The 16,862-nt window shown below is 53.5% G+C and carries 17 protein-coding genes and 1 pseudogene; 3 read left to right on the forward strand and 15 right to left on the reverse strand.

From position 1 onward, the window contains the following. The 14 genes from HMPREF2955_RS04290 to HMPREF2955_RS04355 form a co-directional block, all read right to left on the reverse strand. A complete protein-coding gene (locus HMPREF2955_RS04290; RefSeq protein WP_070721338.1) occupies nt 1–585 on the reverse strand; it encodes a conjugal transfer protein TraO in 585 nt (194 codons plus the stop codon). Nucleotides 586–587: 2 nt separating this feature from the next. Beyond that, nucleotides 588–1,535: a conjugative transposon protein TraN gene (gene traN, locus HMPREF2955_RS04295; protein ID WP_070721341.1), complete on the reverse strand. Its 948-nt coding sequence runs from the start codon at nt 1,533–1,535 to the stop codon at nt 588–590. Nucleotides 1,536–1,574: 39 nt separating this feature from the next. Further along, a complete protein-coding gene (gene traM, locus HMPREF2955_RS04300) occupies nt 1,575–2,900 on the reverse strand; it encodes a conjugative transposon protein TraM (RefSeq protein WP_070721343.1) in 1,326 nt (441 codons plus the stop codon). Beyond that, nucleotides 2,900–3,160 carry a TraL conjugative transposon family protein gene (locus HMPREF2955_RS04305; protein ID WP_070721344.1) on the reverse strand — a complete coding sequence of 87 codons (261 nt, stop codon included), beginning with the start codon at nt 3,158–3,160 and terminating at the stop codon, nt 2,900–2,902. Before HMPREF2955_RS04305 ends, traM begins: the two co-directional genes overlap by 1 nt. Next, complete coding sequence (gene traK, locus HMPREF2955_RS04310; RefSeq protein WP_009161585.1) at nt 3,157–3,780, reverse strand: conjugative transposon protein TraK; 624 nt, start codon at nt 3,778–3,780, stop codon at nt 3,157–3,159. The genes HMPREF2955_RS04305 and traK overlap by 4 nt, the downstream gene beginning before the upstream one ends. Before the next feature lie 25 nt (nt 3,781–3,805). Further along, nucleotides 3,806–4,834 carry a conjugative transposon protein TraJ gene (traJ, locus tag HMPREF2955_RS04315; protein WP_070721346.1) on the reverse strand — a complete coding sequence of 343 codons (1,029 nt, stop codon included), beginning with the start codon at nt 4,832–4,834 and terminating at the stop codon, nt 3,806–3,808. 3 nt (nt 4,835–4,837) lie between these two features. Then, complete coding sequence (locus HMPREF2955_RS04320) at nt 4,838–5,467, reverse strand: DUF4141 domain-containing protein (protein ID WP_019969161.1); 630 nt, start codon at nt 5,465–5,467, stop codon at nt 4,838–4,840. 320 nt (nt 5,468–5,787) lie between these two features. After that, a complete protein-coding gene (locus tag HMPREF2955_RS04325; protein ID WP_070721348.1) occupies nt 5,788–8,298 on the reverse strand; it encodes a TraG family conjugative transposon ATPase in 2,511 nt (836 codons plus the stop codon). Beyond that, the gene (locus HMPREF2955_RS04330; protein ID WP_070721350.1) at nt 8,282–8,632 is read right to left on the reverse strand and encodes a DUF4133 domain-containing protein; all 351 of its coding nucleotides are present in this window, start codon (nt 8,630–8,632) and stop codon (nt 8,282–8,284) included. Before HMPREF2955_RS04330 ends, HMPREF2955_RS04325 begins: the two co-directional genes overlap by 17 nt. 21 nt (nt 8,633–8,653) lie before the next feature. After that, the gene (locus tag HMPREF2955_RS04335) at nt 8,654–8,956 is read right to left on the reverse strand and encodes a DUF4134 domain-containing protein (RefSeq protein WP_070721353.1); all 303 of its coding nucleotides are present in this window, start codon (nt 8,954–8,956) and stop codon (nt 8,654–8,656) included. A 158-nt stretch (nt 8,957–9,114) separates the two neighbouring features. Then, nucleotides 9,115–9,813 (reverse strand): hypothetical protein, encoded by a 699-nt coding sequence (locus HMPREF2955_RS04340; protein ID WP_070721355.1) that lies wholly within the window; start codon nt 9,811–9,813, stop codon nt 9,115–9,117. Then, nucleotides 9,810–10,067 carry a DUF3408 domain-containing protein gene (locus HMPREF2955_RS04345; protein ID WP_019188323.1) on the reverse strand — a complete coding sequence of 86 codons (258 nt, stop codon included), beginning with the start codon at nt 10,065–10,067 and terminating at the stop codon, nt 9,810–9,812. The genes HMPREF2955_RS04340 and HMPREF2955_RS04345 overlap by 4 nt, the downstream gene beginning before the upstream one ends. 12 nt (nt 10,068–10,079) lie before the next feature. Continuing rightward, nucleotides 10,080–10,532 carry a DUF3408 domain-containing protein gene (locus HMPREF2955_RS04350; protein ID WP_019188322.1) on the reverse strand — a complete coding sequence of 151 codons (453 nt, stop codon included), beginning with the start codon at nt 10,530–10,532 and terminating at the stop codon, nt 10,080–10,082. Between the two features lie 5 nt (nt 10,533–10,537). Continuing rightward, entirely contained in the window at nt 10,538–11,311 is a 774-nt protein-coding gene (locus tag HMPREF2955_RS04355; protein WP_070721371.1) for a ParA family protein, read from the reverse strand. Nucleotides 11,312–11,955: 644 nt separating this feature from the next. Here HMPREF2955_RS04355 and mobA point away from each other — a divergent pair. The 3 genes from mobA to mobC are packed head-to-tail and all read left to right on the forward strand — an operon-like array spanning nt 11,956 to nt 15,680. After that, on the forward strand, nt 11,956–12,375 hold the full coding sequence (gene mobA, locus HMPREF2955_RS04360; protein WP_070721356.1) for a conjugal transfer protein MobA: 420 nt from the start codon (nt 11,956–11,958) through the stop codon (nt 12,373–12,375). After that, a complete protein-coding gene (gene mobB, locus HMPREF2955_RS04365; RefSeq protein WP_070721358.1) occupies nt 12,360–13,607 on the forward strand; it encodes a conjugal transfer protein MobB in 1,248 nt (415 codons plus the stop codon). Before mobA ends, mobB begins: the two co-directional genes overlap by 16 nt. A gap of 60 nt (nt 13,608–13,667) precedes the next feature. After that, a complete protein-coding gene (gene mobC / locus HMPREF2955_RS04370; protein ID WP_070721359.1) occupies nt 13,668–15,680 on the forward strand; it encodes a conjugal transfer protein MobC in 2,013 nt (670 codons plus the stop codon). A 164-nt stretch (nt 15,681–15,844) separates the two neighbouring features. On the opposite strand, the pseudogene HMPREF2955_RS15665 reads toward mobC, so the two are convergent. After that, nucleotides 15,845–16,518, reverse strand: a pseudogene (locus HMPREF2955_RS15665) (IS982 family transposase); the annotation flags it as partial. Nucleotides 16,519–16,862: the final 344 nt, after the last annotated feature.

Here is a 16,862-nt window from a genome sequence, read left to right on the forward strand (position 1 = left end):
TCAGTCCATCATGATTTTCAGTCCGACACCGTACTGCACATGGAAATGCCCCGTAGAACCTCCCCACAGACAACGTTCCCTGCCGTAGAGCAGCAACACCAATCTGTCCGTCAGATAGATCTCCGCCTGTAGGGTAACGGCCCCACCGTAAATAAAACCGTCTTTATTGCGTATCGTAGAGCCGTCGAAGAGCAGTTTCTTGCCGCCATTGACCGTCTCATAGCCTGCCAAGGCGGAAACACCTGCCGACAGGAAAAAGGTCTTGCTTCCGTCCGAAAGCACGTCACAGAAGAAACCACCCTCACCCGTGAACTGCTCCACGGGAATGCGGCTTTCCCGATAAGGATGGTATCGGCGGAGATATTCCGCTCCGAACACCCATTGATGTCCGCCTTTGGTATAGGTGGCAAGCGAAGCCCCGAACGAATAGCCCGTTTCATTCTTTGAGGAGGGAGAATAAAAACCGTCTGCCATGCCTGCCGTGAGGCGTATGCCTTTCATTCCGGGCAGACAGCGTTGGGCGTGCGCCTGCCCTGCAAAGAGGGCAAGCGACACGACAAAGAGGAAAAATGCAAGCTTTCTCATCATTACTTCACTTCAAGTTCGCTGATTTCCCTTGCACGCACAAGGTCTTCGTTCTCAATGGTGAACGATTGATGCCTGCCGCCGTTCTTCTCGCACAGCTCCACGACAAGTTGCTTGCCGTCGGGGATGGTGAACTTAGACAGGGCAAAGACCGTCCGCTCATTCTTGCCGCCCGGCACGCAGGTAACATAGTTCTGCGCCCGCAGCGGAAGCACGACCTGCTCCTGCACGGCCGTGCGCTTGGCTACCTTTTTGTCCACGATTTTCCACGTCATGTAATCCACGTCGAAGGGAATGTGGCTTTGGTTCCTGATTTCGGTGTGGAAGTATATCAATCCGCCGTGCGTATAGATACCTTTTAGCAGGTATTGCACCCCGAAACGCTTGCAGCCGATGTGCTTGACAGTTCGTCTGTCCTGCCTGTAAATGGACTTCATGATGAGCCGCACGAGCATCGGACTCTCGCTGCCCAGCTCGTTAAGGTACACCTCCTGCGCATTGTTCGGACGGTTCGCACTTTCACCGTCGTGAATGATGTCCGTCATCTCCACGTTGAGCAGCAGCGGCTCGTCGGCATAGCGCACGTTGAAAGTGTAGAAGCAGCCATCTTCAGTGATGACGCTCATGTTCGTCTCCCCCTGAAAGCCCTTGACAGTGGATTTTACGCGGATGACATTCTCCGCTCCGTCCGCCTTACCGGCGATGAGGTTGGGCGAGCCGAGGTCTACGTAGCGCACTTCTGCGGGGAAGAGGATGTGCACCGTTTTCCCGTAGGTCACTTCCAACCCGTGGGGCGGTATCATCCGCTCGAAGGTCAGCTGCCGCGTCAGTCCGTCATACGGTGCAGCGGCGGCAACACCCACCGGTTTCACTTGTTTGATACCCTGTTGCTGTGCATTCGCACACGCCACGCCCATGAAGAGGGCGAGGACAAATAACATTTTCTTCATTTTACTGTTGGATTTAGTTGGTAATAAAAACATTGTCGATTAATCTTTCTTTTGAAAAAGCAGCACGCGGTAGCCCGCCTTGAGATGTACCTTGACGGCGCGCACCTTTTTGGCGAAGTACTGCGACGTGCCTTGCAGCAGCCCCTTGCCCACGTCGGCGGCGAGCTGCGCCCCCGCATCGGTGGAGATGTTCATGCTGCTACCCGCGGCGGTGCCCATGTTGGCGGCAATCTCCTTGGCAGCACTGCGCTCCATCGAGTTGGGAATAAAGATGCCTTCCTGCCCGTCGGTGTCGTAGACCGAGAGAGCAGTGGGGATGAGCGTACCACCGTATTCGAGCGTCTCGATGACGATGGTGAGCCGTTCACCCTGTATCTTGGCCGCGCCCGTTATAAGGGTGTTCTTCGGCAGGATACGTTCGCCCGCCGCCATCGGTTCAGAGAGCCGCAGGCGCACCGCCTGTCCGTCGCTGACGGTCTGGTTGCCGTAGACGGTGGCGGCGATGGTGTTCTTCTCCGCCGCAGCCTGCACACCCACCGCCGTCTGAAAGCCGTAGTTGCGCGCTTGGGAGTGGGCAGCAATAAAAGCTTCGTCCGTCATGGGCTGCCCGAGCGCCGATACCACCTGCCGTACTACCCGCTTGACGGGTGTCACCACGGCTTTCTTGTGTACGCCTGCCGAGGCAGCCGCTTGCAGCGTGTCGCCCGTGGCAGCCCTGCCGAAAGGTGCAGAGCCACTTGCAGCGGGCATGTACTTCGCCGCCAGCCGGTAGGACTTTTCCAAGAGCGCCTCCTGCTCGTCCATTGCGGAGGAACGGCTGCTTTGGGTATTCAGACGCTCTTCCAGCTCGTGCAGGCGGACTTTGAGTTCTTCCTTTTCCGTGTCCTGCTTCGGCTGCTCGCGCTCGTAAAAGCCGCCCAGCGTGGTGTTGAGGTCGCGGTAGGCACCCAGTGAAGAGCGTACGGAAGATGTGCTGCCCTGTGCATTGTCCTGCGGGGCGGGTTGCCCGCCCGTGCCGAAATCATCGATGGCGGCATGGGCTGTGCTCGTATTATCCGAGGAAAAGAGCGAGCCGAGGTCTTGCAGGTCTCGGTTGCGCTGTTGCTGCCGCTGCTCCATCTCTGCCGCCTCGTAAGCTTTCCGTTTGTCGGCGATGATGCCCGTGCTGTCGGCAGCAGGCATCTCTATGTTGAAGCCCTTGCCTGCGTCTTCCTTTGCCTTGTCGTCGGACGAGGGGGCGAAGATGAGCCACATCGAGCCGGCGAAGAGCAGCACCATGAGCGGATAGACGAGCAGTTTCATCCTCCGCTGCCGCTCGGCTTCGGTGAGCGGTCGTTTCTGTTTTTCTTTACTTGTCTGTGTCATTATCGTTTTTGTTTGAACGTTTGAATATGTTTGAATTCCATGTGCTCGCCGCCACCATGCAGCAGACCATAGACTGATTTGCCGACGGTATAGAGCGAGAGCAGAGCGAAAAGGACGAGCATCGTCAGGACGATGCGCCGCCGCGTCCGCTCGGACAGGCTGTCGTGGTAAGCCCGCAACCGCCGTAAAGCGCGTTTGCGGAAGTCGTAGACTTTCCACAATGCCCGCCATAGTGCCTTGCTGGTCTTTTTCCTTTTCATCGCTTCACGGTTTGAAGGTCCTTGTTTTCGAGAATATTAAACCCCTCGATAGTAAAGCCGTTGGGATTGTCGTCCGAGCGGGCGGCATTCAGAAGTCTACACTCCGTCTTGAGGCTCCGTCGGGTGACGTTGCTCTGACGGATGATGAGCTGTGTGGCATAGGTCACGGCGCGATAGGGATAGGCGTCGAAGCTGCACACCACGCTGTCCACCCGGAGCGTCTGGTTGATGCCGCCGGCGATGATGCGGTTGTAATAGCCCTTTTCGGCAAAGTCGGCATAGCAGTCGTAGGCACTCTTGTCTGCCAAGAGCAGGGCGCGGCGGACATTGTGTTCGATGGCGCTCTTGTCCGGCGAGAGGGTGAAGAAGAGTTCGTGGAAACGCCGCACATGCTCCCGCGCTTCGGCGGGGCGGTTCTGCGACAAGTCCTGCGAGAGGGCGAGCATCAGGCTCTTGCCCCCGTCCAATACGTAAATCTTCTCGCGCTGCCGCTCGGCAAACCGGTAGGAGCTCCACAGCGTGTAGCCCACGATAGCCGTGCACAGGCAGAGGAAGATGATGCCGAACAGGCGTATCTGCCTGAACGAGCTTTCGATGTTCTTTAGAGATTTGAATTCCATTGTTCTATTCGTTTCTTTTCTGTTTTTACGATTTCATGCGCTGGTAAGCGGACTTGATGAGGTGTCCCGCACGCCCGGCGGCGTTGCCCGCCACGGCTCCCGCCGCACCTGCCGCACGTTTGCCGGCAAGGCTCGCCATGTTGTTGATGCTGCGGTTGTAGCTGCCCATGCCGCCCGCCTGAATGATCCAGCCCGAGACGGTGGGGATGGTGAAGTAGCCCACGATGCCGATGACGAGGAAGACGATGTACACCCCGTTGCTCGCATCGATGGAGAAGGCAGGATTATTCTGCAACTCGGTGATGTCGTTCTGCAGCATCAGAATCTGTATCCGAGCAAGGATAGTGCTGAACAGGTCGGACACGGGCAGCCAGAGGTACACCTGCACATAGCGGCAGACCCACTGCGTGAGCGTGGACTGAAAGCCGTCCCACACGGAGATAGCGAAGGCAATCGACCCGAGTATCGCCAGCACGACGAGGAAGAACGTGCGCAGGGTGTCGATGATGAGCGCGGCGGCCTCGAAGAGCAGCTCCATGATGCTGCGGAAGAAGTCGCGCACCTTCTTTTCGAGGTTGTAGGCACCCCGTTCGAGATACATCCCCGTCATCGTGGCCAAGTCGGCGGGCGAGAAGCCCAGCTCCTCGATCTGCTTGTCGAACGCCTCGTCGCTCACCAAGTAGGCGGTTTCGGGGTTGCGCGCCATCGCCTCGTATTCCAACCGGTCTTTCTGCTCGCGGTACTTCTTCATGTCGAAGGTCTGCTCCTGCAACATCCCGTTGGTGCCCTTGACGATGGGACTCATCACACCGTTAAGCGTGCCGAGCACCACCGTGGGGAAGAACATGATGCACAGCCCGATGACGAACGGGCGGAGCATCGGAAAGACGTCGATGGGCTCGGCACGGGCGAGCGACTGCCACACGCGGTAAGCCACGTAAAAGAGCGCACCCAGACCGGCGATGCCCTTCGCCACGCCTGCCATGTCGGCACACAGTGGCATCATCTCCTCGTAGAGCGAACGGAGGATTTCGTGAAGGTTGTCGAAGTTCATGGCCTACCAGTATCTTTGGTTCGCATTGCCGTAGAGTGCCATCACGCGGTCGAGGTCGTTCCTCTTCTTGGCGCGCAGGTAGCTCACGGAGATGTTCTTATTGGTGTAGTAATTCACGAGGTTGCGGTAGTTCTTCATCCGCATGTAACAGCGGTCTACCACGTCCATTCTGTCCTTGTCGGTCATCGAGAGCGTGGTGATGTTCACCACCTGCTTGAGTTCCTTGAGCACGTCGTTGCTCTCTTCAAGGAGCTTGGTGTAGCCAAAGGCGATGGCGCTGAGTTCGGCGGGCGAGAAGTTGCTGTCGTGCAGCATCCGGCGGTAGCTGTTCACGTAGACGTCGGTAATCTCGCCCACCATGAGAATGGTCTTGCGTACCTTCTGGGCGTCCTTGATGAGACCATTCACCGATTTGAGGGCGTCGTAGTATTTCTTGCCCTGTTCGTAAATCTTCACGGTCTCCCGAAAGTTCTTGACCATGTTCTGTGCCGTGGTCGTGGTCTGTGCGATGTTCTTCCCGGCGTTGATGATGCTCTGCGCGATGTTGGAGGGGTCGATGACCGCCCACTGCGCGCTTGCCCTGCCCGCAAAGAGCAGGCAAAGGGCGATGATGGTAAATACTCTTGTTTTCATTTCTTTGTCATTGTTGATGTTGATGTGAATACTAAATATGCTGTCTCTTGACTAAAATAAGGATGTGTCAGCCTCGCATACGTGGACAAGGAGGCTTATACACGTTTGTATAACCGGTTATACAGGCTTGTATAATTACTTATACAGGTTTGTATAATTCATTATACACGTTTGTATAATTCATTGGACACGTCTGTCCAATGAGCTGGACAAGTTAGTCCAAGTGTTTGGACACGTTTGTATAATTGATTGGACACATTTGTCCAATTATTTATCTACGTTTGGCTAAACCGATACATCCAATGCTATGTCCGACGGGATTAACCGCTCCGTGCTGCCCGCCTTTGCTCGGCCAGCTCCCGGATAGCTTTCTCGATGTCGCCGCCGTACTGCTCCGCCAGTGCGCGCACTTCCACTTTCTCGGTCTCCTCGGTGGTGTAGGCGAGATATTCCTCGGGACTTACCTCCGTGGCGTAGACGGCACTCTGCACGCCGCCCAGCCCGATCCACACCTCCTTGTAGAGCCGCCCCGGGTGGTTGGCCATGTTGATGGAGAGAATCTGCCCGCGTTCCTTGTCGGTGAGCCCCAAGAGCGCCTGTATCTGGTCGAACTTGTTCATGTACTTGCGCTGGTCGAGCAGTATCTTGCAGTCGGAGTTGTTGATGATGCTCTCCTTGACCACGGGCGAGGAGATGATGTCGTCCACCTCCTGCGTCACCACGATGGCCTCGCCGAAGTATTTTCTCACCGTCTTGTACATGTAGCGCAGGTATTCGGCCATGTTCGCCGAGGAGAGCGCCTTCCACGCCTCTTCCACGATGAGCTGCTTGCGTACGCCCTTGAGCCGCCGCATCTTGTTGATGAACGCCTCCATGATGATGATGGTCACCACGGGGAAGAGTTCGCGGTTCTCCTTGATGCTGTCGATTTCGAAGACGATGAAACGCTTGGAGAGCAGGTCGATGTTCTCCGCCGAATTGAGCAGGAAGTCGTAACGTCCGCCGCGGTAGTACTGCCGGAGCGTGGTGAGGAAGTTGTCGATGTTGAAGTCGGACTTCTCCACCTTGATGTCGCGTGCCTCCAGTTCCTGCCGGTAGGTGCCTTTCATGTATTCGTAAAAGGTGTTGAAGCAGGGCGTGACGCTCCTGTCGGCGCGGATCAGCTCCACATAGGCGGACACGGCGCTGCCCAGCTCGGCAGACTCGGTCTTGGAGACTTCCTGACTCTCGCTCTTCCACAGCGTGAGCAGCAGCGTCTTGATGCTGTCCTTCTTCTCCACGTCGAAGACGTAGTCGTCGGTGTAGAAGGGGTTGAACGAGATGGGCTTCTCTTCCGTGTAGGTGAAGTAGACGCCGTCCGCCCCGCCTGTCTTGCGCCGTATCATCTCGCAGAGCCCCTGATAGGAGTTGCCCGTGTCCACGAGCACCACGTGCGTGCCCTGCTCATAGTACTGGCGCACGAGGTGGTTCATGAAGAACGACTTGCCGCTGCCCGAGGGACCGAGCACGAACTTGTTGCGGTTGGTGATGACGCCGCGCTTCATGGGCAGGTCGGAGATGTCCAGATGCAGGGGCTTGCCCGTGAGGCGGTCGACCATCTTGATACCGAAGGGCGAGGGTGAGCTGCGGTAGTTGGTCTCCTCGGTGAAGAGGCACACCGCCTGCTCGGTGAACGTGTAAAAACTCTCCTCGGCGGGGAAGTCGGCACCGTTGCCGGGCATGGCCGCCCAGAAGAGCGTCGGGCAGTCCACGGTGTTGTGGCGCGGCATGCACTCCATGCTCGCCAGCTGGCTGCCCGTGTCGTTCTTGATGTGCCTGAGCTCCTCCTCGTCGTCGCTCCATGCCATGACGTTGAAGTGCGCCCTGACAGAGGTCAGCCCGAAGGAGCGTGCCTCGTTGAGATACTCCTCTATCCAGTCCTGATTGATGGCGTTGCTGCGGCTGTAACGTGAGAGCGACTGCATGTTCTTGGCGGATTTCTCGAACTTCTGCAAGTTCTCCTCGCTGTTGTCGAGGAAGAGGTACTGGTTGTAGATGTGGTTGCAGGGCAGCAGCAGTCCCACGGGTGCGGCGAACGACAGGCGGCAGTCGGAGCGGTCGGTGGAGAGCCGTTCATAGCGGATGTCGGTGCCCACCTTGGCGGGCAGGTCGCCCGGCTCGGAGAGGGTGAAGAGGCACAGGCGATTGTCGCCCACCCGCATCTCGCGCGGCGAGAGGTCGATGTCCTGCAGGCAGGTGTCGCCCTCGGGCAGCAGGGAGAGATACCGCTCGATGATGCCCGCCGTGTCGTCGGTGCCGACAAGCTCCTCGTCGGAGAGTCTCTTCAGCGTGATGAAGCCCGAATCGTTCATGATGCGCTCGAACTGCTCCGTAGCCTCCAAGAACTTGCCTGCCGTCTCTTTGTCGACTTCCTTGGGCACGATGTGTCCGCGGCAGAGCGTGGAGAAGTTGCTCTCGCGGCGGTTGCGCTCCTTGGTCGTCTTGGTGAGGTAGAGGTAGCAGGCGTGCTTGAGGTACGGACGTTCGTTGAAGTGCCGCTCGAAGCTGCGGGAAAGGAAGCTCATGTCCTCCTTTTGCAAATCGGGGCGGTAGCTTTCCCTGATGAACCAGTCCTGCTTGTGCACGATGCAGAAGTCGGGCAGCACCTTGACGGCCTTGCACCACGCGGCGTGTATCGCCTCGTACTCCTGCGCCGTGACCGTGTAGAGTTCGGGCAGCGTCACCGCGAAGCAGACCGTCAGGTCGGCATCTTTGGAGATGATGCACCCGCCCTCCACGGCAAGCAGCGGCAGCTTGTTTTCCACCGTGGTGGCTTTAAGAATGTTCCTCATTTTCGTCTTTCTTTTTAAGTTTCTTGTGTCTGATGATACGGGGAAGGGATTTGCGGTGGAGCAGGTAGCGCGGACGGTTGCGGGCGGCACCGAGCTTCATGAGCCCGTGCGCGCCGTACTTGCGGTTCAGGGCGAACGTACCCCACACCAAGGCGGAGGCGGAAATCACGCCGAAACCGATGCAGAACCACTGGTCGATGCCCGTCATGTAGAGGATGACGAACAGGACGAACAGCGTGAGCAGTCCCGCCGCGAAGATGAAAAGGTACTGTGCCTTCAGCCCCTTGAACTCGACCGACGCCCCGATCCCCTTGTTGATTGAAAACTCAGCCATCGTTCCTATTCCTTTCGTCGTTTAGAGGAAGAAGGAACGCAGGATAGTGGCCGCCACGATGAGGAAGATGCAGGCACCGAACCAAGAGGCGGCGGTCTTCGAGGTATCCGGATCGCCGGACGAGAACTTCGAATACACCTTCATTCCCCCGATAAGCCCCACTACGGCACCGATGGCGTAGATGAGTTTCGTGGCAGGATCGAAGTACGAGGTCACCATGTTCGTGGCTTGGTTGATGCCTGAAAGGCCGTTGCCCTGTGCAAGGGCGGAAGCGGCAGTAAAAAGCAATACTGCCGAGAGAATGAGTTTTTGCTTGTTGTTCATAAAGCTTCGTTTAGTGACGGGCGTGCATGGAAAACGGTCATACACCGCCCGTCGGGGTTGAATTGAAATTGTCTTACTTAACTTTCTTGTGGATATAGTGGCAGCGAGTGCGCCTTATCCGTAGTCCTTTTCTTTCATTGTCGTTTCTTGTTAACGGGTTATACAAAATCGCGGATATCGAAGTCTTCGATGCGTGCGGGAAGGACGAGCGGTTTTGCCTCTGCGGCACGGGCGGTATAGGGGTCGATGACCTCGTTGACCCTGTCGGAGATGCCGGCGAAGCTCTCGGTGAGCTTTTGAAAGAGTTCCGTCTCGGCGATGTCCTTGAAGGTCTTGCCGGCATGGAGCTTTTCTGCTTCGTCCGCCTCGGGCTTTCTCACGGACTTCACCGCCCTGTCGATGTCCTCGAAGCTCGTACCCCTTGCCGCAGGTGTATCGGGCTCCTCGTCCTCTACGTCCTCTGCGTCTTCGTTTCCGTCTGCAACATCATTTATCCTGATGTCGGTGAAGGTCTCGTCAAGGCGGTCGGCGGGAATTTGCAGGGAAGGCTTCTCGTCCGTTTCGTCGGCAAAGGTAGTGTCTTCGATGTCTACCGCCTCCGTTTTTTCCTGCGTGGCAGCTTGTGGCGCCGTAGTGGCAGCGAGTGGCGTCGTCCTTTCCTGTTGTGCGGGTACGGAGGCCTCCATTTTGAAACGACTCTTACCCACGATGTCGACTGCCTCGTCCTGCGCTTCGCGCTTCTTTTGGGTCTCTTCCATTGAAGCCATTTGCCCTTTGGAGACAGACGGCCGACTCAAAAGGTGATAGGCCAGCCAAGCATTGTATGCCAGCAGGGCGATGATGAGAAAGGTCGTCATAGCTCCATGTTCTTAAGCAGGGCTTCCTCATAGAGGGCTTTGAGTTCTTCTCCGTGCGTTCTGAAATGTTCTTCGAGCATGTTGCACAGTAAATCAGAGATATTAACCCTGTTGCTGCATATAAGCTGTACGATTTTGAGCATCTTCTCATGGTAGACGACCGGAATGTACACCTGTTTGCCGTCTCTTGCTGTGTAATGCGTCTTCTTCAAGAATGTTTCCCTGTAAAGGAAGCGGTTGTCTTTCTTTTCCATTGTCTTTTGTTTTTAGAATATTGAACTGTTGTTTTCATATAACTTTTTGATTTCTTCGCCGAAATGCTCGAAGTGGTAGGTCAGCACATTGTCTATATAGCTGAACAGTGACACCTCGTCCTTGGCGATGATGCGCAGGATACGCTGTATCCGTTCGTGATACTCCTTGCGGATGTACACGGTCTTACCGATACGGGCAGGGATGTCCACTTCCTTGTGAAAGGCGGCAAGGTATTCCTGCTCCCTGTCTTTCGACCGTCTGCGGCGTGTCGGCATTTCCTCCGTCTTCTGTTCTTCTTCCTTGCCCGCTCCTTTTCCCATAGGCGACTCATCTTCCGACTCTTCCTGCTTTTCACTTTCCACTCCGTTCGTCCTTGCTTCGGGTGGGATGCTCATGTCGTCCCGACGGAACGAGTTGATGATGAAATTGCTGTCGATGTCTTCCACTCTTGTCTTCTTTGCCATTGTCTTTATCTTTTGAGGTTTATAATGTCAAGTATTTCGTCTGCGAGCCTGTCCACATTGCTTCCCCGCAGCAGGCTCTTGTCCGTGGGGAATGTCGTGGAGCGGAACACCGCCTTGCGCTCGGATGCCATCTCCTTGCGGAACCGCTTGCTGTCGGGAAGGCGGGTGGAAAGGATGGGCAGGGCGAACTCCGCGCACACCTTTTCGTAGGCTTCATAGAGTTCCGTCTTTTCGCGCCCGTCCACCATGTTCCATATCAGGTAAATCCCCTTGATGGCGGATTTGCCCGTGACGACCATCTGCTCGTTGATGACGGTGGCGAACTTGATGGAGCTTTCCATCACCACACGGTCGGCGATGATGGGCGTGAAGATATAGTCCATCCGAGATACGGTATTGACAATCTCGGCATTGTTGATGGTACCGGGCAGATCGAAGAAGATGACATCCGGCATCTTCCCGCCTCTGCAAAGGCTTTCTGCGGAGGTGATGGCGTCCTCGGCGCGGCTGCAGACGACGGGATAGTATTTCTTGCCCAGCTGTCTGAGCAGGTCATACGCCTGCACCTTGTAATAGTCATCCTTCATGATGGTGTCCATGTCGCGTTTGCGCATGTCGTGGATACTGTACTGGGGGAAGTCGCAGTCGATGACGGCGACGTCATATCCCTTTACGTAATGCAGGTAGCTCGCCATGAGCACCGTGAGTGTGGTCTTGCCTGCTCCGCCTTTCTGGGTGGAGAAAGCAACATACAGTGGTTTGTCTTTTTGTTTGTCCATTGTCTTCTTGGTTTTATGGGTGATACATATATTGATACATTTGTTTGTCGGTTTGTCGGTTTCTTCCGCTTGACGTTCCAACCACATTCTTGCCGTTCGTCGGTTGCGACCGCTAATTCTCCTTGCGGAGATACTGTCGGAGAAACGGACTGCCAAGTGTCGGTTGTAACCAACCAATGGCCATTGGGGCATGAGTCTCTCTCAACCGATCAACCGGCAGATTATCTGACGTCTTTTGGTTTGTCGGTGCAAATAAACAACAAAATGTCGGTACTTGTATCGTTTTTCAGCCACGTGGCAGCTTGTGGCGTCGTTGTGGCAGCTTTTGGCGTCGTTCCTGTCGGTTTTCGGGCGGATATTCTGCCTAATTTTGCACCCGAGCGACGAGGTCTGTCGGTCGGTGTTCTCCCTGACGGCTTCTGAAGGTAACTCCCTCATCCGTCCGAAGGCGGATGTTTGTGTCCTCAAAGACACAGCAAGGTATCTTTTCAGCCGCTCGAAACGATTCGAGCATCCCAGAAAAGCCTTGCCCTTGGCAGGGGAGGTGGGCTTTACCTCCGAAGTCGGAAGCCCAAGAAGAATACCTGACGGTAAAGAACATACGACGGCAGTCCAAGTCGCATCATCACTAAATCCATATTAAAATGACAGAAAACAAAAAGAAAACGGGGAGAAATCCCAAGAAAGACCCGGCGGTGTACCGCTACACCGTCCGTTTTAATGCGGAGGAACATATACGTTTCCTTGCAATGTTCGATGAGTCCGGTGCAGCTGCGCGTTCCGTTTTTATCAAACAGCAGTTCTTTTCACAGCCTTTCCGTGTGATAAAAACAGACAAGACGCTGCTCGATTATTATACCAAGCTCTCGTCTTTTCACGCGCAATACCGCGCCGTGGGCAACAACTACAACCAAGTCGTCAAGGAACTGCGCGTACACTTTTCCGAGAAAAAGGCGATGGCATTGCTCTATAAATTGGAGAAATGCACACAGGAGTTGGTGCTCATCACGCAGCAAATCATCTGTCTCACCCAAACCTTCGAGCAGCAATGGTCGCAAAGATAAGTATCGGTAGTTCACTCTACGGCGTACTTGCCTACAACGCGCAGAAGGTAAATGCGGGTGAAGGAAAACTCCTTGCCGTGAACGGAGTGTTCGATGCCTGCACGGGAAAGATTGACCTTGCACGAACTTTCAAGGATTTCGATAGTCTCTTACCCAAAGGAATTCGGACAGAAAAGCCTGTATTGCATGTCTCGCTCAACCCGCATCCCGACGACCGACTCACGGACACCGAGATGGAAAATATCGCCCGTGAATATATGGAAGAGATGGGTTACGGCAGTCAGCCTTACATGGTATTCAAACACGAGGACATCGACCGCCATCACCTGCACATCGTTTCCCTGCGTGTAGATGCCGACGGCAAGTGTCTCGATAACGCTTTCAACTTTCATCGCAGTAAGCGTATCACCCGGATGCTCGAAGAGAAATACCACTTACTTCCTGCCGAACGCAAACGAGGCGAGATACGCGAAGCTGCCCGCAAGGTAGACATTGTTAAAGGTGACGTGAAGAAACAAATCGCAAGCGTACTTCTTTCCGTCGCTACCCGTTACCGCTTTCAGTCGATGGGCGAATACCGTGCCCTGCTTTCGCTCTACAACATCCACGTGGAAGAGACGCGGGGAAAGGTGGGAGAACGAGAGTATCACGGGCTGGTCTACTCGGCAACGGACGACAAAGGCAACAAGGTGGGCAATCCTTTCAAGGCATCGCTCTTCGGCAAGTCCGCAGGCTATGCCGCCATCGAGAAACGTTTTTCTTTATCGAAGAAACAGATAGCCGAAAAGAATGTCACTGAGCCTACCAAGCGGGCGGTGCTTCAAGCACTCGGAGAGACTTATCACAGGGACAAGTTCGTAAATCTGCTCAAAGCCAAGGGTATCGATACGGCGCTGCGTCTTACCGACGAAGGACGTATCTATGGAGCCACCTTCATCAACCACCGCACGGGTTGCGTGCTCAATGGCTCGCGTATGGGCAAGGAACTCTCTGCCAATGCCCTGCAGGAACATTTTACCTTACCCTATGCCGATGAAAAGCCCATACCGTTTACCCTTCATCCCGAAGAGACGGTACAGAAAGAGTCCGTTATGCAAGACGACAACGAAAACTCTTCCTTCGGTCTCGGACTTTTCAGTCCCTCTGGTCAGGCCGTAAATGTCGAAGAGGAAGATTTTATCAGGAAGATGAAACGACGAAAGAAACGAAAGGGCAAAGGGCGGACAATGTAGGGAGACTGAACAAACGATGTAAGCAACGACACAATAAAAAACAATTAATAAAGAAAATAGATTATGCAACAGGAAGACGATTTAAGGGCACTGGCGAAAATCATGGATTTTCTGCGTGCCGTGAGTATTATCTTGGTGGTTATCCACGTGTATTGGTATGGTTACGGAGCCATCCGTATATGGGGGCTTGACATTGGCGTGGTAGACCGCATCCTGATGAACTTCCAGCGAACGGCGGGACTCTTCTCCTCTATGCTTTATACAAAACTCTTTGCCGTGGTGCTCTTGGGGCTTTCGTGTCTGGGCACGAAAGGTGTGAAGGGTGAGAAGATAACATGGAGGAAGATATATGTCGCACTCGGAGTGGGCGGTGTGCTGTTCTTTCTCAACGGTTGGCTGCTCCGCCTGCCGTTGCCTTTTACTATTGATGTGGGGCTTTATGTCGTTACGATTTCAGCGGGTTATGCCTGCCTGTTGATGGCAGGATTGTGGATGAGCCGGCTATTGAAACACAACCTGATGGACGATGTATTCAACAATGAGAACGAGAGTTTTATGCAGGAAACGCGGTATCTGGAGAATGAATATTCCGTCAATCTGCCCACACGCTTCTACTACAAAAAGAAATGGAACAATGGGTGGATCAACGTGGTGAATCCATTTCGTGCCACCATCGTGCTCGGTACGCCGGGCAGTGGAAAGTCGTATGCCGTGGTCAATTCGTTCATCAAGCAGCAAATAGAAAAGGGGTATTCGATGTATGTCTATGACTTCAAGTTTCCCGACCTGTCGATGATAGCCTACAATCACCTCATCAACCACTTGGACGGGTATAAGATAAAACCGAAGTTCTATGTCATCAACTTCGACGACCCTCGACGGTCGCACCGTTGCAATCCCATCCACCCCGACTTCATGACGGACATTTCGGATGCCTACGAGAGTGCCTATACGATTATGCTCAACCTCAACAAGACGTGGGTGCAGAAGCAGGGCGACTTCTTCGTGGAGAGTCCGATTATCCTCTTTGCCGCCATCATCTGGTATCTGCGCATTTATCAAGACGGGAAATACTGCACGTTTCCACATGCCATCGAGCTACTCAACCGGAAGTACGAGGATGTATTTCCCATTCTCACGTCGTATCCCGAATTGGAGAATTATCTTTCTCCCTTCATGGATGCGTGGCAGGGTGGAGCGATGGAGCAGCTGGCGGGGCAGATTGCCTCGGCGAAGATACCGCTGTCGAGGATGATTTCGCCGCAGCTGTATTGGGTGATGACGGGCGATGAGTTCACGCTCGACATCAATAACCCCGAAGAGCCGAAGATACTCTGCGTGGGCAACAATCCCGACCGCCAGAACATTTATGGGGCGGCACTGGGGCTGTATAACTCGCGCATCGTGAAACTCATCAACAAGAAAGGGATGCTCAAATCGTCGGTCATCATCGACGAGCTGCCCACGATTTACTTCAAGGGACTTGACAACCTCATTGCCACGGCACGCAGCAACAAGGTGGCGGTGTGTCTGGGCTTTCAGGACTTCTCGCAGCTCACACGCGACTACGGCGATAAGGAGGCGAAAGTCGTGATGAACACGGTAGGAAACATCTTTTCGGGACAGGTGGTGGGAGAGACGGCGAAGACGTTATCGGAACGTTTCGGAAAAATGTTGCAGAAGCGGCAGTCCATCTCCATCAACCGGCAAGACGTCTCGACCTCCATCAATACGCAGATGGATGCCCTCATACCACCGAGCAAGATTTCGGGGTTGACACAGGGAATGTTCGTCGGCTCGGTATCGGATAATTTCGACGAGCGCATCGAACAGAAGATTTTTCATGCCGAGATAGTTATCAACAACGCCCAAGTGGCTGCCGAGACGAAACGGTATAAGCCTATTCCCATCATCACCGACTTCACCGATGCCGAGGGCAACGACCGTATGCGGGAAAAGATACAGGAGAATTATAACCGCATCAAGGCGGAGGTGAAGCAGATTGTGAAAGATGAGCTGGAACGGATTAAAAACAACCCGGAGCTTGCACATCTGGTACAAAAGAAGGAATGAAGAAATAACTTGTTAAGTTCTCTTATATGTTAGCCACCAAGATTATGCAACATAATCTTGGTGGCTAACTTGTATAAATCTATATATGGGTAATACGTTCTCTAAAAGCAAGTAAACCTTTTTCTGCTAATGGTCCTATTATTTTACGCGAGTTCGGGATAAGGTCAGTATGCAAACAGTTCTAACTGCCTTGATTTTTCGACATAAACAGGTAGAGCCTCAGGTTTATTGTCAAAAAAGCAATAGGCTGTTAGGGCAGAACATAGGTTCATGATAAAGTTGTGTATCGAGCGATGTCGCGAGTGTACGAGGTTAGCTTTGTTCTTCAAAAGTTCATTGATGCACTCGATGATGTACCGTTTTCTTAACATTATCTTATCCCACATCGGCATCAGCTTATTCTTCATTTTAGCCTTCAGCCCATGAACGAGCCCAGAATACCTTGACTGAATAGGCTTTCGAAGAGTTCTTGCTTAATATATCCTCTGTCAGCAAAGACCTTTCCATAGAGCACCTTTGTAAATACATTCCACACCCTGCTATCCCTGTCATCCACGTTGGCCCCTGTAAGACAGAATGTGATTACCTCACCCGAATCATTGTAAAGCAGGTGAAGTTTGAAGCCATGACACCAACCCATCGTCCCCTTTCCGTTCTTGGCGAGCCCCGAAAAAACCTTGTTGAAATACCTTCTTACGTTGTGGCATACGGGAATCATTGTGCTGTCAACGAACGTTATCCCTGTACACTTGCCGAAAGCATAGAGCTTCATAAAGAGCATCATTTTGCAGAATACACGAGGCATGAGCTCTACAAAGCGATTATAGGATACTGCATTTGAGAGCTCTTTGTGGAAGCAGCCGCGGATACAATTACGACGTGGGTTCGAATAAGAAATTCTCTTATAAAGTTGTAGGAGTGAAATATTTTTTGTTGCGACCCATTCCTTTCCCTTTTCTTGCAGCAGTGTATAAGCTTTTTCTTAAAATTCTATTTAACACTGAGATAGAGTTTTACAAAGGTTATATGCCGCTTTTCGCCATAAAAGAATTCTCAAACATTTCCGTTTATAGAAAGTTAGCTCAAAAAGAAGGCTAAAATAAATACAAGAGGCAATATAATCCAAAATAAGATCACACTTTTTTTATGGTTCTTCCGTTAAATGCGTAGATGAGGAATTTT

It is taken from the genome of Prevotella sp. HMSC073D09 (genome assembly GCF_001814145.1).
GTDB classification, from domain to species: Bacteria; Bacteroidota; Bacteroidia; order Bacteroidales; family Bacteroidaceae; genus Prevotella; species Prevotella conceptionensis.

What these genes read in the sequence shown, in the direction of transcription:
- mobA (WP_070721356.1), top strand. Translation starts at nt 11,956, where the DNA reads ATGACAGAAAACAAAAAGAAAACGGGGAGAAATCCCAAGAAAGACCCG.
- HMPREF2955_RS04340 (WP_070721355.1), bottom strand. Translation starts at nt 9,813, where the DNA reads ATGACGACCTTTCTCATCATCGCCCTGCTGGCATACAATGCTTGGCTG.
- HMPREF2955_RS04350 (WP_019188322.1), bottom strand. Translation starts at nt 10,532, where the DNA reads ATGGCAAAGAAGACAAGAGTGGAAGACATCGACAGCAATTTCATCATC.
- HMPREF2955_RS04330 (WP_070721350.1), bottom strand. Translation starts at nt 8,632, where the DNA reads ATGGCTGAGTTTTCAATCAACAAGGGGATCGGGGCGTCGGTCGAGTTC.
- traM (WP_070721343.1), bottom strand. Translation starts at nt 2,900, where the DNA reads ATGACACAGACAAGTAAAGAAAAACAGAAACGACCGCTCACCGAAGCC.
- HMPREF2955_RS04305 (WP_070721344.1), bottom strand. Translation starts at nt 3,160, where the DNA reads ATGAAAAGGAAAAAGACCAGCAAGGCACTATGGCGGGCATTGTGGAAA.
- traK (WP_009161585.1), bottom strand. Translation starts at nt 3,780, where the DNA reads ATGGAATTCAAATCTCTAAAGAACATCGAAAGCTCGTTCAGGCAGATA.
- mobB (WP_070721358.1), top strand. Translation starts at nt 12,360, where the DNA reads ATGGTCGCAAAGATAAGTATCGGTAGTTCACTCTACGGCGTACTTGCC.
- HMPREF2955_RS04290 (WP_070721338.1), bottom strand. Translation starts at nt 585, where the DNA reads ATGAGAAAGCTTGCATTTTTCCTCTTTGTCGTGTCGCTTGCCCTCTTT.
- HMPREF2955_RS04345 (WP_019188323.1), bottom strand. Translation starts at nt 10,067, where the DNA reads ATGGAAAAGAAAGACAACCGCTTCCTTTACAGGGAAACATTCTTGAAG.
- HMPREF2955_RS04355 (WP_070721371.1), bottom strand. Translation starts at nt 11,311, where the DNA reads ATGGACAAACAAAAAGACAAACCACTGTATGTTGCTTTCTCCACCCAG.
- traN (WP_070721341.1), bottom strand. Translation starts at nt 1,535, where the DNA reads ATGAAGAAAATGTTATTTGTCCTCGCCCTCTTCATGGGCGTGGCGTGT.
- traJ (WP_070721346.1), bottom strand. Translation starts at nt 4,834, where the DNA reads ATGAACTTCGACAACCTTCACGAAATCCTCCGTTCGCTCTACGAGGAG.
- HMPREF2955_RS04335 (WP_070721353.1), bottom strand. Translation starts at nt 8,956, where the DNA reads ATGAACAACAAGCAAAAACTCATTCTCTCGGCAGTATTGCTTTTTACT.
- HMPREF2955_RS04325 (WP_070721348.1), bottom strand. Translation starts at nt 8,298, where the DNA reads ATGAGGAACATTCTTAAAGCCACCACGGTGGAAAACAAGCTGCCGCTG.
- HMPREF2955_RS04320 (WP_019969161.1), bottom strand. Translation starts at nt 5,467, where the DNA reads ATGAAAACAAGAGTATTTACCATCATCGCCCTTTGCCTGCTCTTTGCG.